Origin of the sequence: Aquabacterium sp. (genome assembly GCF_048860245.1) — a bacterium.
Taxonomy (GTDB): Bacteria; Pseudomonadota; Gammaproteobacteria; order Burkholderiales; family Burkholderiaceae_C; genus Aquabacterium.
On the sequence record NZ_JBLIZW010000043.1, the window covers coordinates 1 to 15,918 of the forward strand.

Below are 15,918 nucleotides of genomic sequence, written 5' to 3' on the forward strand. Positions count from 1 at the left end.
CCACAGCGCCAACGCGGTCACCCTCAACAGCGATGCTGTGCTGACCTCGCCCGGCCATGTCTACCAGGTCTTTGTCGATCAAGGAGCGGGCCGCTACCAGCTCACCACTGTGCAGGTGCTGAGCCGCCAGGGCCAGAACTGGACCGTGTCCGGACTCGCCGCCGGCACCAAGGTCGTGACCCGCGGCACCTCGGCCCTCAAGGCCCTGTTGGGCAACTGAGGACCGCGCGATGCTTGCGAAACTGATCGAGTTTTCCTTGCGCCAGCGTGTGCTGGTGATGTTGCTGGTGCTGATGCTGGGCGGCGCGGGTGTGGCGGCCTGGATGGGCTTGCCGATTGACGCCTTCCCCGACGTGTCGAGCACCCAGGTCAAGCTGATCCTCAAGGCGCCGGGCATGACCCCGGAAGAGGTCGAGACCCGCATCACCATCCCCATTGAGCAGGAGGTGCTGGGCATCCCCAAGCAGAAGTCGCTGCGCTCGACCTCCAAGTACGGCCTGGCCGATATCACCCTAGACTTTGAAGACGGCACCGATGTGTACTGGGCGCGTCAGCAGGTCAGCGAACGCCTTGCCGGCGTGCTGGCCGATCTGCCCCCGACGGCATCGGGTGGGCTCGCGCCCATCACGACACCGCTGGGCGAGATGTACATGTTCACCATCGAAGGTCCGCAGACGCTGGAAGAGCGCCGCCGCGTGCTGGACTGGGTGATCCGCCCTGCCCTGCGCGCCCTGCCGGGTGTGGCCGACGTCAACAGCCTGGGCGGCTTTGTGCGCACCTTCGAGGTCATCCCTGACCCCCAAGCCCTGCTGGCGCAAGGACTGACCCTGAACCAGCTGGAAACGGCTCTGACTGCGTCGAACCACAACGACGGTGCCGGCCGCCTGAACGCTGGCGAGGAAGCCTTGATCGTGCGCGCCGAGGGCGCCATTCAGAATTTGGACGACGTGCGCAACACCGTGGTGCGAAGCGAAGACGGCCGACTCACCCGCGTGGCCGACCTGGCCGAAGTGCGCATTGGCGAGCTGACACGCTATGGCGCGGTCACCCGCAATGGCGAGGGCGAAGCCGTGCAGGGCCTGGTACTGGGCCTGCGTGGCGCCAACGCGCGCCAGTTGGTCGCCACCGTGCAAGCCAAGCTCGACAGCATGCAAGCCAGCCTGCCCAAGGGCATGACCATCAACACCTTCTACGACCGCGGCAGCCTGGTGGACCGCGCGGTGTACACCGTCAGCAAGGCGCTGCTGGAAGCTGTCGTGCTGGTGGTGCTCTTGCTGCTGGCCTTCCTGGGTAACCTGCGGGCGGCGATTGTGGTGGCCGTGATGCTGCCGCTGTCCGCCCTGGGCACTTTTGTGCTGATGCGCCAGTTCGGCCTGTCGGCCAACCTGATGAGCCTGGGTGGCCTGGCCATTGCCATCGGCATGCTGGTGGACGGTGCCGTGGTGGTGGTCGAGAACATCGAAAGTCACCTGGCGCATGGCGACGCCAAAAAGATGCCGATGCTGCAGGTCGTGCTCCGCGCAGGCCGCGAGGTCGTGTCGCCGGTAGCCTCTGGCATCGCCATCATCATCATCGTGTTCCTGCCTCTGCTCAGTCTGCAGGGTCTGGAAGGCAAGCTCTTTGGCCCGGTGGCGCTGACCATCGTGTTCGCGCTGGCCGTCTCGCTGGTGTTGTCGCTCACCCTGGTGCCGGTGCTGGCCTCCTGGCTGCTCAAAGCCGGCCACGGTGAGGAGCCCTGGCTGATGCGCAAGCTCGATGTCATCTACGACAAGCTGCTGAGCAAGGCCTTGCTGCACCCGCGCTGGATGATGGGTGGTGCCCTGGCAGCCCTGGCCGTGGCTGGCGTGCTGTTCACCCAGATCGGCAAGACCTTCATGCCCACGCTCGACGAGGGCGACATCATCATGCAGCTGGAAAAGCTGCCGGCCATTGGCCTGAGCGCCACCGCCGAGCTGGATTCGCGCGTGCAGCAAGCCATTCTGAAACGGGTGCCCGAGGTGGCATCCATCGTGGCCCGCAGCGGTTCGGACGAGCTGGGGCTGGACCCCATGGGGCTCAACCAGACCGACACCTTCATGGTGCTCAAGCCCATGAGCGAATGGCGCCAGCCCGACAAGGAATGGCTGATCGGTGAGTTGCGCAAGGTGATGGAGGACTTCCCCGGCGTGGACACCGGCTTCACGCAGCCGATCGACATGCGCGTGTCCGAAATGTTGACGGGCGTTCGAGGCGATGTGGCCATCAAGATCTACGGCACCAAGCTGGACACGCTCAACGACCTGGCCGCCAAGGCAGAAAAGATCATCGGAGCCATTCCCGGCGCCACCGACACCCTGACCCTGCGCAACGACGGCGTGCAATACCTGCAAGTGTCCATCGACCGTCAGGCCGCTGGTCGCCTGGGCTTGAATGCCCAATCCATCCAGGCCGATCTGCGCCGCTGGGTTGAAGGCCAACCCATTGGTCTGATCCAGGAAGACGGGCGCCGCACGCCGCTGGTCATCCGCGGCAGCAGTGCGCTGCGCCAGAGCCCGGCAGACTTTGAGGCCCTGCGCCTGGTCACCCCCGAAGGGCATGCCGTGCCGCTGAGCGCCGTGGCCCGCCTGGACAACCGTGACGGCCCGGTCAAGATCGACCGCGAACAGGCCCAACGCTACGTGGTCATCCAGACCAATGTGCGGGGGCGGGACCTGGTGGGCTTTGTGGATGAGGCCAAAACCAAACTGGCCCAAGCCTTGCCCATGCCACAAGGCTATCAGGTGACCTGGGGCGGTCAGTTCGAAAACCAGCAGCGTGCCGCCCAGCGTCTGGGACTGGTGGTGCCGGTGGCGCTGCTGCTGATTTTCTTCCTGCTGTTCTCCACCTTCGGGTCGGTGCGGCAAGCCGCGCTGGTGCTGTCCAACATCCCGTTGGCCTTGATTGGTGGCGTGGTGGCACTGGCCATCACGGGCGAATACCTGTCGGTGCCGGCATCGGTGGGCTTCATCGCCCTGCTGGGGATCGCGGTGCTCAACGGTGTCGTGATGGTGAGCTACTTCAACCAGTTGATTGAGGAAGGCCGCAGTCCCCGACAAGCCGTGCTGGAAGGCGCCAAGCGACGCCTGCGACCCGTTCTCATGACGGCCTCGATCAGCGCAGGCGGGCTCATCCCCCTGCTCTTTGCGACCGGCCCGGGCAGTGAAATTCAAAAGCCGCTGGCGATCGTGGTGATTGGGGGTCTGGTGAGCTCCACCGCCCTGACGCTGCTGCTGTTGCCCCTGGTGTACGAACGCTTTGGCGTTCGCCCCGTCGACGCCGATGCGCCGGCGCTCTGAAAGCACAACATGTCTCAGACCTTCATGCTGAACCGATCTCTGCGGCACACCGCGCTCGCTCTGGCCTTGACCGCGCTGTTGGGGTCCGCCCCCGCGCACGCGCAGATCGTGTCCACCCTGCCGACGGATGCAACCTTCGCCACCTGGGTGCAACAGCACCCGCTGTGGCGGGCCCAGACCGCACAATCGCAAGCCGAACAACAACAAGCCGAGCAACGCCGCGCCGGCCCCCATGAGTGGACCCCCTCGCTGATGGTCGGCCGCCGCCAAGCGGCCGCGGAAGCCACCACGCCTTCGACCCGTGAGCGCGAATGGGAAGCCACACTCGAGCGCGGCATCCGGCTGCCTGGCAAGCAACTGGCCGCCGAGCAAGCCTCGCAACAACAGCAAAACCTGTCGTCCCAACGCCTGCAGCAGACTTGGCGACAACTGGCCCTGCAAGCCCTGACGCAATACAGTGACTGGCTGCGAGAAGCCCGACTGACCACGCTGTGGCAAGCCCAAGTGAACTTGCTGACACGGGAGACACAAGCCACCGACAAACGCCAGCGCCTTGGTGATGCCTCTCGGGTCGACAGCGCCCAGATGCAGGCCGCGCTGAGTCAAGCCCAGTGGCAGGCGCAAGCGGCCCAGCAACGGCAGGAGGCACGCGGGCGCCAACTGCAAAGCCAATTCCCCGGCTGGCCGTTGACGATGCCCACCGCGTCTCAGCAGCCCCCCACCGATGCGCTGGATGTACCCGCTGTGACCGATGCTCAGGTGGCCAACGACCCAGAGTGGCGAGCCGCCCAACTGGAGGCAGACCAAGCCCTCACCCTGGCCAGCCTCGATCAGCGTGAACAGACCCCGGATCCGACCGTGGGGCTGAAGCTCGCCCAGTCACGCAACAGCGCTGAAAAAATGCTGGGAGTGACGCTGTCGTGGCCCATCGGTGGCGCGGCGCGCAGCCATGCGGCACAAGCCAGCGCAGCGCAAGCCGAAGCGGCGCGCCAACGCGCGGAATGGGCGCGCACTCAGGCGCAACAGGGCTACACCCAAGCCAGACAGAATGTCACCGACAGCCTTCAGCGCTGGCAACTGGCTCACGCCGCCTGGCAACAACTGCAAGACGTGGCCCTATCCCTTGAAAAGGGATTCCGGCTGGGAGAAGGCAGCTTGAACGAACTGCTCCAAGCCCGGCGCCTGGCCAACGACCAGGCACAGGTCGCGGCGCAAGCCGAGGTGGACCACCTGCTCGCCCGCTGGACCTGGCAAGTGATGACGGGCACCCTGTGGGCCCCGTCATCGGCCCTCTGAAGAAGAGGGCGACAGGATCAAGCCAGTGGCTTGTCCATCACCACAATGCCGTCTTCATCAGCGTAGACCCAGTCACCGGGGCGCACCCACACGCCCTGGATCTGCACGGCCACATCTTTCTGGCCTTCGTTGCGCTTTTCGGTCGGCAAGGGCATCAGGCCCAAGGCGCGGATGCCCACATCGCATTCCGCCAATTCAGCCGAGTCGCGCACGCAACCGTCCACGATCACACCCGCCCAACCGTTCTTGGCCGCGGCTTTGCCGAGGTTACCGCCCACCAGGGCGCGACGCAGCGAGGCACCACCATCGACCACCAGCACGCGACCATGGCCTGCAGAGTCGACCGCAGCCTTCACCAGCGTGTTGTCTTCAAAACACTTGACGGTGCTGACCTGACCGAAAAACTTGATGCGCTTGCCGTAGTCCTTGAACACGGGCGGCAACACGCGGAAGCTGCCGTCGCTGTCGTTCTTGTGTTCATCACAGATATCGCAGGTTGCGAAATGGGTTGTCATCTCAATGGCTCCTGACTGTCATGGAAAGCATGCAAACACGGAATTGTCACCCCTGTCCGCAGCGGCTTTGAGCAAGATGCAGGACAATATCGGGTTGACCTGAACCCTGTCAGCCCGACCTGTCGTGACGCAGCCACTCGAAACCACTCCGCGCCCTACCCTGGCCGCCCGCATGAAGATGCTGGTGGCGTGGGCGCTCGGCCTGGGTTTGCTGGCTTGGCTGCTGCATCGTACGCCACTGTCCGAGGTGACGCAGGCCTTGCAACAACCAAGCCTGGGCACATGGGCCTTGACGCTGGCCGGGCTGTTGTTCAGTTACGGCCTGCGGGCGGCCCGCCTGCAGGTGGTGCTGGATCTGGACGCACACCATCGCCCGCCCCATCGCTGGCTGGGTCTGCGCACCGACTCCCTGCGCGTCATCCTGATGCACAACGCTGCGGTCAACCTGCTGCCCATGCGTGCTGGCGAACTGAGTTTTCCCTGGCTGGCCTCGCGTGAACTGGGCATGTCGCTGCCGCGCGCGGTCGCTTGCCTGATGTGGATGCGCGTGCAAGACCTGCTCATCTTGCTGATGCTGGGCATCTGCCTGTGGCCGGGCGTGCCGCTGACTTGGCGTGGTGCCGCGCTGCTCGCCATGTGGGCAGGCTGGTTTGTGGCCAACGCGGTGATGCGCCGGTGGTTTGCCCAGCATGCAGAAACCCCTGCCGAGGCCCAGGCTGGCGGCCTGCGCCGCGTTTTGCACAAACTGCGCCATGCCTTGTTCGAGCCGGCACACCACCGCCCTGCGGCTTGGCTGCTGACGCTGGCCAACTGGAGCGTGAAGCTCGCTGCCGGCGCCTGCCTGCTGGCCTCCATCACGGGCAGCCCGTGGTCCACTGCCTGGGCTGGCGCCCTGGGTGGCGAACTGGCCGCCGTGGTGCCCTTGCAAGGCCCGGCCGGCTTTGGCACCTACGAAGCCGGCGTCTGGGCTGGCATGGCCGCCCATCTCCCCTCACAATCGCCCGCGCTGGCTCTGGCAGTCAGCGCGGCGCTCGCCTTACACGTCTGTTTTTTGCTGTGCGCGGTCGTGGCCGGCGCGGTGGCCTTGCTGCTGAGCAAGCTCAACGCCCGCTCCGACGACTGATCGCACCCGTATCCAAGAAAGTGAAGTCATGACTGCTCCCACCACGGCCCCCGCAGCCTTCCTCGCCGATGTTCCGGCCCACCGTCTGTCGATCGTGGTGCCGATGTACAACGAGGTCGAGAACGTCGAGCCCTTTGTGACCGCGGTGCATGACGCCCTGAAGGACTACCCCTTCGAGTGGGAGCTGCTGATTGCCAACGACGGCAGCCGCGATGGCACCCGTGAAGCCCTGGACGAGCAAGCCCGACTGCGTGGCCCCCATGTGCGTCCCATCCACCTGTGGCGCAACTTCCGCCAGACGGCGGCCATGCAAGCCGGCATCGACGCCGCACGCGGCGATGTGATCGTCACTCTCGACGGCGACTTGCAAAACGACCCCAAGGACATCCCCAAGCTGGTTGCACGCCTGCTCAAGGAAGATCTGGATCTGGTCGCTGGCTGGCGTCAGAACCGTCAGGATGGCCTGTGGCTGCGCAAAGTGCCCTCCAAGATTGCCAACCGCATCATCCGCAAGATCACCCAACTGGAATTCAAGGACCTGGGCTGCAGCCTCAAGGCTTATCGTGCCAGCGTGCTCAAGCGCGTGAGCCTGTACGGTGAAATGCACCGCTTAATCCCTGCCTGGATGGCCACCGTCACCTCGCCTGCCCGCATGGCCGAAGAGCCTGTGAGCCACCATGCCCGCACCCGGGGTGAATCCAAGTACGGCATCTCGCGCACCCTGCGCGTGATCCTCGACCTGTTGGCCGTCAACTTCTTCCTGCGCTTTTCGGGCCGCCCTGGCCACTTCTTTGGCGGCGTGGGTCTGGGCGTGAGTCTGATTGGCGGCTTGATCCTGACGTACCTGGCCGCCCTGAAGCTGGCGGGCCAGAACATCGGTGGGCGCCCGCTGCTGTGGCTGGGCTTCTTCTGCGTGCTGGGCGGCCTGCAATTCCTGACCACCGGCGTGATCGCTGAACTGCTGATCCGCATCTATTACAACCGCGGCGACATCGCGCCGTACCACACCGACAAGCCGGCCGATCTGGCCTCTGACGCGGCCTGGCACCGCCAGGCCTGAGCCTGTCTGACGACTTGCCCATGACGACTCCAACCACCCCCTCCAAAACCACCACCGCGCCCCAGTGGCCCGGTGTGGGAGGCGCATCCATGTGGATGCTGCTGGCTTTTGTCGGCGCGCTGTTTGCCTACCGCCTGTGGATGGTGCCGCACAGCGGCATCTCGCTCTTCTTTGACGAAGCCCAGTACTGGGACTGGTCCGAGCATTTGGCCTGGGGCTACTTCTCCAAGCCGCCGCTGATTGCCGGCCTCATCTGGCTGAGCACCCACTTGTTTGGCGACAGCGTGCTGGGCGTCAAAGCCGTGGTGATGGCGCTGTACCCCATCACCGCCCTGAGCATGGTGGGGCTGGCTCGCGCCCTGTGGCCCACCGAGGGTGGCGTGCGCACGGGCATGGTGGCCGCTGCCCTGTTTGCCACGATCCCCACCGTGGCCCTGATGGGCCTGTTTGCCAGCACCGACGCACCGCTCATCCTGTGCTGGACGCTGGCCTCCTGGGCCCTGTGGCGCGCACAAGCCACCGACCAGTTGCGCTACTGGGTGGCTGTGGGCGTGGTGTGTGGCATCGGCTTGCTGGGCAAGTACACCATGGCGGCCTTTGCCTTGACCGCCCTGTGGACCCTCTGGGGTGTGCCCGGCCCGCGTCGTGGCATCTTGCGTGCAGGGCCATGGGTGGCCATCGTGATGGCAGCGCTGATGCTGTCACCCAACCTCATCTGGAATGCCCACAACGGCTTCCCCACCCTGCATCACACGGCCGAGTTGACCACGTCGTCCAACCGTGGTGGCGGCGTTGTGCCCACCCTGGTGTTTGTGGCCGGTCAAGCCTTGATGTTGGGCCCGGTGGCCGTGCTGGCAGGTCTGTGGTTGCTGCGCCGCTCAGCGAATGGCGGCGTTGCAGGCACCGCGCCGACCAAAGCCAGCTACCACTTTCTGTGGGCCATGAGTTTGCCGCTGCAAGCCATTGCCGTGGTGCAAGCGTTTCATGCCGATGCGCACGTCAACTGGGCTGCGCCCTCCATGGTCGGCTTCTGCCTGCTGATTGCCTCCCGCCTGAGCCGTCCTGAGCTGCCGCTGGCCGCCGTCCGCCCACGTGGCTGGCTGATGGCCGCACTGGCCAGCAACATCGTCCTGACCTCGGCGGTGCTGCAAGCACGGGACATCGCCGGCCCGACACTGCCATCTCGCCTGGATGCCCTGGTGCGCATGCGCGGCTGGCAAGAGGTGTTCACCGCGTTGGCGCCTGCCATTGAACAGGCTGACACCCGGGGGCTGCCAGTGCTCACCGAATCTCGTTTGTTGATCACCCATGCAGCCTACAACTGGCGTCAGCATGGTGTGCAGACCGTGATCTGGAACCCCCAACGCACGGTCAACAACCACTACGAGCTGACACGCAGCCTGCCCAACCAAGCCGGTGCGGACGTCGTGCTGGTGACCGAATCGAGCAACCCAGCGGGCATTGCGCAGCGCTTTGCCTCCAGCACCCTGTTGCGCTCGGCCAAGGTGGCGGTGGGCCCCGACCGTTTCATTGAACTGCATGCTTTTGTGCTGCGCGGTTTCAAGGGCTATGACACGCCCCCCAACGGGGCGCAGCCCGCCCGCCGCGACAACGAGGACTGAGCGCCATGCCCTTGCACGCGCCGCATGATCACGACGAGTTGGCCATGCACGAAGAACACCACGAGCGACTGACCATGTTGCTGTGGGCCTTGTTCTTCTTCTCGCTGGCCATTTTTGCCAAGTTCCCGGGGCTGGACTTGCTGGTCTCCGCGCACTACTTCAACCCCGAGCAGGGCTTCTTCAACAAGAGCCATCCGGTGGTGATGGCCTTGTACGACTGGACGCCCTGGCTCGGTCGTGGCCTGGTCGTCGCCCTCGCCTTGCTCGCGCTGCAGGCACCTCGCATCAGCCGCTTGTTGGCTGCGCGAGGACGCCCGGATCTGGCTGACAAGGTCCAAGGCCCCTGGCGCCATCTGGCCACGGTTTCGGTGTGCTGCGCTTTGCTCGGTCCCGGCCTGATCATCGAAGGCGTGTTCAAAAACACGGTGGGCCGTCCTCGGCCCGTGCAGGTCGAGCAATTTGGCGGCCCCGACCACTATCAAGGTCCGTTTGCCATCGGCGCCACGCCCGACCGCAACCGATCGTTTGTCAGCAGTCACGCCGCAGCCGGCTTTGCCTTGATGAGCCTGGGCCTCACCTGTGGCCCCCTGTGGCGCCGCCGCTGGTTGCTCATCGGCATCGTCACCGGCAGCATCGTCGGCCTGGGCCGCATCATGCAAGGCGGCCATTTTTTAAGCGACATCATCTTCGCGTTTTACGCCGTGTGGCTGTCTTGTGAGCTCGTCAGTTGGCTGGACAAGAAACGCCTTCAGCGACAAGCTGCCGCGCAAGCCTCCCTCTCGCCGGAAGGAAGAAACACACCATGAGCTCCACCCAAACCGTTTCGTACGACTACGACCTGCAAGACGCCAGTGGCGCCACCTGTACCGCTCACGCCTGGGCCAAGGTGCCCGCCCCTTTGGCCGCGGACGAAAAGGCCCGCGTCAAGGACCGCATCAAGGCGCTGCTGAAAGCGCGCAATGCAGTGCTCGTGGCCCACTACTACGTGGACGGCGACCTGCAGGACCTGGCCATGGAGACCGGCGGCTGCGTGTCGGATTCACTGGAAATGGCCCGTTTTGGCCGTGACCACAGTGCCCAGACCCTGATCGTGGCGGGCGTGAAGTTCATGGGCGAATCGGCCAAGATCCTCAGCCCCGAAAAGCGCGTGCTGATGCCCGATCTGGACGCCACTTGCTCGCTGGACCTGGGCTGCCCGGCCGACGATTTCATCCAGTTCTGTGACGCACACCCTGACCGCAAGGTCGTGGTCTACGCCAACACCAGCGCCGCCGTGAAGGCCCGTGCCGACTGGATGGTGACCAGTTCGTGCGCGCTGTCCATCGTCAAACACCTCAAGGCGCAGGGCGAAAAGATCCTCTGGGCGCCCGATCGCCACCTGGGCCGCTACATTCAGCGCGAAACCGGTGCGGACATGCTCATGTGGAACGGCGCCTGCATCGTGCACGACGAGTTCAAAGGCCTGGAGTTGGACCTGCTCAAGAAGGATCACCCCAAGGCTTTGGTGCTGGTGCACCCCGAATCGCCCGAAAGCGTCGTGGCCCAAGCCGATGTGGTGGGGTCGACCTCGCAACTGCTCAAGGCCGTGGTCGAGTCCGATGCGCCCGAGTTCATCGTGGCCACCGACAACGGCATCCTGCACCGCATGCGCCAGATGGCACCCAACAAGGTGCTGATCGAGGCCCCCACGGCCGGCAACAGCGCCACCTGCAAGAGCTGCGCACACTGCCCCTGGATGGCCATGAACGGCCTGCAAGGCGTGCTGGACTGCCTGGAGCAAGGCGTGGGCGAAATCACCGTGGACGAAGCCACCCGCGTGAAGGCTCACGGCTGCATCGACCGCATGCTGAACTTCGTGGCCCAAAACCCGGCCGCCATCACCAAGCCAGCGCAGGGCTTCGTCCCCAACATTGGCGCGGCTTGAGCGCGGTCCGTTTCACAGCATTGTCGAAAGTCTTGTCATGTTTGATCACAACGAAACCCTGCAAGAAGCCCGCGACCGCAACGTCCGTGACGCCCTGTTTGAAGACGTCGGCGTGTGCGACTGGACGGCGCAACTGGTGCCCGCCAACCAGCGCGTCAAGGCCCGCCTGATCGTGCGCGAAGAAGCCGTGCTGTGTGGCCGCGACTGGTTTGAGGCCTGCCTGCGCCAGCTCGACCCTGCCGCCCACATCACCTGGGCCTACGCCGAAGGTGCCCTGATGGCGCCCAACACCGAGGTGTGCGCCATCGAGGCCGATGGCCGCGCCATGCTGACGGCCGAGCGTCCTGGCATCAACTTCCTGCAAACCTTGTCGGCCGTGGCCACCCTGACCCACCGCCACATGCAGGCCATTGACGGGGCATCGCCCAACCCACGCGGCTGCGTGGTGCTGGACACCCGCAAGACCCTGCCCGGTCTGCGCCTGGCCCAGAAGTACGCCGTGCGCGTGGGCGGTGGCGCCAACCAACGCCTGGCGCTGTACGACGGCATCCTGATCAAGGAAAACCACATTGCCGCCGCGGGCAGCGTGACTGCCGCCGTCAAGAACGCCCAAGCGCTCGTGGCCGCCCAGCCCTCGCCCCAACGCGAGCAGATCACCATCCAAGTCGAGGTGGAAAACCTGGACGAGTTGCGTGAGGCCCTGGCCGCTGGCGCACTGAGCGTGCTGCTCGACAACTTCGACTACGACATGATGCGTGCCGCCGTGGCCATCAACCAGGAGATGGCCCGAGGCGAAGCCTTGCTGGAAGTGTCCGGGGGCGTGACGCTGGACCAGTTGCGCGACATCGCTGCCACCGGCGTCGACCGCATCTCCATCGGCAAGCTGACCAAGGATGTCAAGGCCGTCGACTTCTCGCTGCGCGTGCTCGAACGCATCGGCGGCTGACGCCTCGTTTCTTCGCACACATCAAGCCTGACTGGGTAGTTTCCATAGGTTGAGCAGGCACGCCGGGGCCGGGAGGCCCCGCCCGCTCTTGATCTGCCGCACACCCTGTGTGCGCCACCCGCTACTCAAGCTCAGGCGAAACGCATAGAGTGAAGGCATGCCAAGTGCCTTCAACTTCAATGCCTCTCCCTTTGATTGTTTGAACGTCTCCGAGCGTCAGCTGGTGCGTGACAGCATCGACGTGGCCTACTTTCCGCAGGGCACCGCGATCCTGGACACGGACACACAGCCGACCCACCTGTTCATCGTCATCAAGGGTTACGTCCAGCAGATCGAAGACGACGAAGTCGTGGCCACTTTCGGCCCCGATGACAGTTTTGATGGCCGGGGCCTGGTGACCGGCAAGGTGGCCGACCGCTTCGTGGCAGCGGAAGAGGTGGTGGCCTACCAGTTGGCCAAAGACACCGTCACCAACCTGATCCACACCAACGCCACGTTTGGCGCCCTACTCTTCTCGGACCTGTCCAACAAGCTCAATGCGCTGTCCAAGCGGCACAACGAGCACGAACTCCAGTCCCTGACCATGGCCGAGGTGCATCAGGCCTTCATGCGACCGGTTCATGTGGTGGATGCCGGGTCGGATGTGGTGACCGTGGTGCGACAAATGGCCAAGCAAAACCTGGATGCCGTGCTGGTGGAAGACCATGCCTGCACCCCGGTACGGATGGGCTTGTTCAGCAACAGCGGACTGCAAGGCGCCATCTTGAGTGAAACGCCGCTCGACCAACTGCCCATCCGGGAACTGGCCAGCTTCCCGCTGATCACGGTATCGCCCAAGGCTCATGTGTTCGACGCCTTGACCGCCATGATTCGCCACAAGGTGAGGCGACTGGTGGTGGTCGATGGTGAGTCCACCGAGCCCCGCATCCTGGGGCTGCTGGAGCAACTGGACCTGCTGAGCTTCCTGTCCAACCACTCGCACTTGATCTCGTTGCAAATTGCCGAGGCACAAGACCTGAGCTCGCTCAAGAAGGCCGCCGAGCAGATCACACGCCTGATCACCTTGCTACACCGCGGTGGCACGCGCGTGGCACAGATCGCCCGACTGGTGCAAGAACTGAACGCACGCTTGTTTGAACGCACCTGGCAATTGATTGCACCGGCCGAGCTGAAAGCCAACAGCTGCCTGTTCGTGATGGGCAGCGAGGGCCGAGGCGAGCAGTTGCTCAAAACCGATCAGGACAATGGGCTGGTCTGGCGCAACGGCTACCAGCCTCCGGAGGACTTGGCCGAGATCTGCGCGCGCTTCTCGAATGCCTTGATGGACTTTGGCTACCCGGAATGCCCGGGCCAGATCATGATCAACAACCCGCTGTGGCGGCACGATGAAGACGGCTTCGTCCACATGATCAAGGCGTGGCTCATGATGCCCGATGCCGACACCCTGATCTCGCTGGCGGTGTTCATGGACTCTCACCCCGTGGCCGGGGACACGTCCTTGCTGGGCAACGTCCGCCAAGCCATCCAGAATGCGATTGCCAGCCAGGTGGCTGGCAACGATGCGGTCCTGGCCCGGTTTGCCTCGGCCATGGATGCCTTCAACACCTCTCGCGGCTGGTGGAACCGCCTGCTGCACCTCAACCATCAAGACCCCAAACGCCTCAACCTCAAGAAGGCGGGCTTGTTCCCGCTGGTTCACGGCGTGCGCAGCATGGCGCTGGCTTCACAGATTGAAGCGGTGGGCACGGTCGATCGCATTGATGCCCTCATTGCCGCCGGCAAGCTCTCTGCCGAAATGGGCAACGAACTGAAAGACTGCCTCCACCTGTTCATGAGCCTGAAGTTGTCAGCCGGGCTGCACGAACTGGAGGCGGGCCGAGAGGCGTCGTCGCACATTTACCCAGATCGGCTCAGCCCACTGGATCGCGACCTGCTCAAAGACGCCCTGGGCGTCATCAAGCAGTTCAAGAGCGTCCTGCGCCACCAGTTCCACCTGGAAGCCATGTGAAGGGCCTCTCTGCATGAAAGACCCTTTGCAGCAACTCCCCCCGGTTCAGATCTGGCACGGCTTGAAGCGTGCCTGGATGCTCTCGCGCCTGAAGGACAAGCGCTATCGCTACATGTGGGCCTCGCCCCCTGACAACGAGTGGGTCTCGCTCGACTGCGAAACCACGGGGCTGGATGTGAATCTGGACGAAATCATCACCATCGGGGCCGTCCGGATTCGCGGCAACACGATCATGACCAGCGAACGGCTGGAGCTGACCGTCAAACCCGAGCGTCGCAAGCTCACGGCAGAAAGCGTCAAGGTTCATCGGCTACGCCAGCAAGACGTCGCGCAGGGCATGCCGATTGAGGAAGCCTTGAAGCAGCTGATGTCCTTCATCGGCAGCCGCCCGCTGGTGGGCTACTACCTGGAGTTCGATCTGGCCATGATCAATCGGGCACTGGTGCCATTGATTGGCGTGAAACTACCCCAGCCCAAGATCGAGGTATCCGGGCTGTACTACGACTACAAGTTCCAGCAACTGCCCCACCACCAGCAAGGCCTCACGCACATCGACCTGCGCTTTGCATCGCTGATGAAAGACTTGGATTTGCCTCAACGCGAGGCGCACGACGCCGTGAACGATGCCGTGATGGCGGCTTTGGCGTTCATCAAACTGCGTCAATTGACACATCGTTGAGCGCGCTCGCTGCGCGGGGCGCGAAGTTTTGGTGGCAATCGCGCACACAATGTCCGCTGAAAGCCCAACAACGCGACTTCGCAGTGAGGACTCGCCATGTCGATCGATTTCACCAACATCCAGAACTACTACGAGCCCTTGGTCGTTCATGCCGTGATTGAGGCCCAGGGGAAATACCCCTCACTCAACCCCGAGCATTTGCCGGATGTGGTCTGCGTGGCGCTGAATCGACTGCCCCCCCGCTACATTCGTCACCAGGTGGACTTGGCCTTCCACATGACCGATCAGGAGCATCAAGACAACGAGCGACTGATCCGCGAATCCATCGCCTACGCCTTCGAGTTCGTTCAAAGCCGGCACGCCATGCGTACACGGCGCTGAGGCAGCCCGGGCGGCACCACTCTTAAGGCAACCAGGCGTCTTTCTTCTTCGCCTTCTTGCACAGGATCGTCGGGAAGCTGACCGGCAAGGTGCGTGGGTAGTCGCGACTGAAATGCAGGCCACGGCTTTCCTGGCGTGACAGGGCCGAGCGCACGATCAATTCTGCGCAATCGACCAGGTTGCGCAATTCCAGCAGGTCGCGCGTCACGCGGAAGGCCGCGTAGTAGTCGTCGATTTCGCTGCGCAGCAACTTGATGCGGTGCAGCGCCCGCTCCAACCGGCGCGTGGTGCGCACAATGCCCACGTAGTTCCACATCAGCAGGCGCAATTCGTCCCAGTTGTGGGCGATGACCACTTCTTCATCGGCATCCGAGACCTGGCTTTCATCCCAGGCGGGCACCTTGGGCAGCGCGGCCGGAATCTGCGCAGTGATGTCATCGGCACAGGTGCGCCCCAGCACCACGCACTCCAGCAGAGAGTTGCTGGCCAGTCGGTTGGCGCCATGCAAGCCGGTGTAGGTGGTTTCGCCCACGGCATACAGGCCGGGCAAGTCGGTGCGCCCGTGCAAGTCGGTCACCACGCCACCGCAGGTGTAGTGGGCGGCCGGCACAACCGGAATCGGTTGACGCGCGATGTCGATCCCCAGTGACAGGCAGCGCGCATGGATGGTGGGGAAGTGTTCCTTCAGGAAGTCTTCGCCCAGGCGGGTCGCGTCCAGCCACACATGGTCCAGGCCGTGCTTCTTCATCTCGAAGTCGATGGCGCGGGCCACGATGTCACGCGGCGCCAGTTCGCAGCGCTCGTCATGGTCTTTCATGAAGCGGGTGCCATCCGGCAGCTTCAGGTGTGCCCCCTCGCCGCGCAACGCTTCGGTGATCAGGAAGCTGCGTTCTTGCGGGTGGTACAAGCAGGTGGGGTGAAACTGGATGAACTCCATGTTCGCCACACGGCAGCCTGCACGCCAGGCCATGGCAATGCCGTCACCCGTCGAGGTGTCCGGGTTGCTGGTGTAGCGATACACCTTGCCCACGCCGCCAGACGCCAGCACCA

The 15,918-nt window shown here is 64.1% G+C and carries 14 protein-coding genes; 12 read left to right on the forward strand and 2 right to left on the reverse strand.

The genetic code is table 11. The features are described 5' to 3' along the window. The 3 genes from ACMV18_RS04800 to ACMV18_RS04810 all read left to right on the forward strand — a co-directional run. On the forward strand, positions 1–220 hold a 220-nt coding region (locus ACMV18_RS04800; protein ID WP_420816901.1), incomplete at its 5' end, for a hypothetical protein. Positions 221–230: 10 nt separating this feature from the next. Next, positions 231–3,314, forward strand: a complete 3,084-nt coding sequence (locus tag ACMV18_RS04805; RefSeq protein WP_420816902.1) for an efflux RND transporter permease subunit — start codon at positions 231–233, stop codon at positions 3,312–3,314. 9 nt (positions 3,315–3,323) lie between these two features. Further along, complete coding sequence (locus ACMV18_RS04810) at positions 3,324–4,610, forward strand: TolC family protein (protein WP_420816903.1); 1,287 nt, start codon at positions 3,324–3,326, stop codon at positions 4,608–4,610. Positions 4,611–4,627: 17 nt separating this feature from the next. Here the strand turns inward: ACMV18_RS04810 and rraA are convergent, their stop codons facing one another. Continuing rightward, a complete protein-coding gene (rraA, locus tag ACMV18_RS04815; protein ID WP_420816904.1) occupies positions 4,628–5,125 on the reverse strand; it encodes a ribonuclease E activity regulator RraA in 498 nt (165 codons plus the stop codon). 124 nt (positions 5,126–5,249) lie between these two features. On the opposite strand from rraA, the gene ACMV18_RS04820 reads away from it, so the two are divergent. The 9 genes from ACMV18_RS04820 to ACMV18_RS04860 all read left to right on the forward strand — a co-directional run bounded on the left by ACMV18_RS04820 (position 5,250) and on the right by ACMV18_RS04860 (position 14,868). Continuing rightward, the gene (locus ACMV18_RS04820) at positions 5,250–6,248 is read left to right on the forward strand and encodes a lysylphosphatidylglycerol synthase domain-containing protein (RefSeq protein ID WP_420816905.1); all 999 of its coding nucleotides are present in this window, start codon (positions 5,250–5,252) and stop codon (positions 6,246–6,248) included. A 28-nt stretch (positions 6,249–6,276) separates the two neighbouring features. After that, on the forward strand, positions 6,277–7,308 hold the full coding sequence (locus ACMV18_RS04825) for a glycosyltransferase family 2 protein (RefSeq protein WP_420816906.1): 1,032 nt from the start codon (positions 6,277–6,279) through the stop codon (positions 7,306–7,308). Positions 7,309–7,328: 20 nt separating this feature from the next. Next, positions 7,329–8,930: an ArnT family glycosyltransferase gene (locus tag ACMV18_RS04830; RefSeq protein WP_420816907.1), complete on the forward strand. Its 1,602-nt coding sequence runs from the start codon at positions 7,329–7,331 to the stop codon at positions 8,928–8,930. A gap of 5 nt (positions 8,931–8,935) precedes the next feature. Then, positions 8,936–9,736 carry a phosphatase PAP2 family protein gene (locus tag ACMV18_RS04835; protein ID WP_420816908.1) on the forward strand — a complete coding sequence of 267 codons (801 nt, stop codon included), beginning with the start codon at positions 8,936–8,938 and terminating at the stop codon, positions 9,734–9,736. Then, positions 9,733–10,854, forward strand: a complete 1,122-nt coding sequence (gene nadA, locus ACMV18_RS04840; RefSeq protein WP_420816909.1) for a quinolinate synthase NadA — start codon at positions 9,733–9,735, stop codon at positions 10,852–10,854. Before ACMV18_RS04835 ends, nadA begins: the two co-directional genes overlap by 4 nt. A gap of 37 nt (positions 10,855–10,891) precedes the next feature. Continuing rightward, positions 10,892–11,800 (forward strand): carboxylating nicotinate-nucleotide diphosphorylase, encoded by a 909-nt coding sequence (gene nadC, locus ACMV18_RS04845; RefSeq protein WP_420816910.1) that lies wholly within the window; start codon positions 10,892–10,894, stop codon positions 11,798–11,800. A gap of 157 nt (positions 11,801–11,957) precedes the next feature. Beyond that, entirely contained in the window at positions 11,958–13,808 is a 1,851-nt protein-coding gene (locus tag ACMV18_RS04850; RefSeq protein WP_420816911.1) for a putative nucleotidyltransferase substrate binding domain-containing protein, read from the forward strand. A 13-nt stretch (positions 13,809–13,821) separates the two neighbouring features. Then, positions 13,822–14,487, forward strand: coding sequence for a 3'-5' exonuclease (locus tag ACMV18_RS04855; protein ID WP_420816912.1), 666 nt, complete (start codon positions 13,822–13,824; stop codon positions 14,485–14,487). Positions 14,488–14,583: 96 nt separating this feature from the next. Further along, a complete protein-coding gene (locus ACMV18_RS04860; protein WP_374257731.1) occupies positions 14,584–14,868 on the forward strand; it encodes a late competence development ComFB family protein in 285 nt (94 codons plus the stop codon). Between the two features lie 22 nt (positions 14,869–14,890). On the opposite strand, the gene nadB is transcribed toward ACMV18_RS04860, so the two are convergent. Further along, positions 14,891–15,918 (reverse strand): L-aspartate oxidase (gene nadB, locus ACMV18_RS04865; RefSeq protein WP_420816913.1); only part of this gene is annotated, 1,028 nt, incomplete at its 5' end.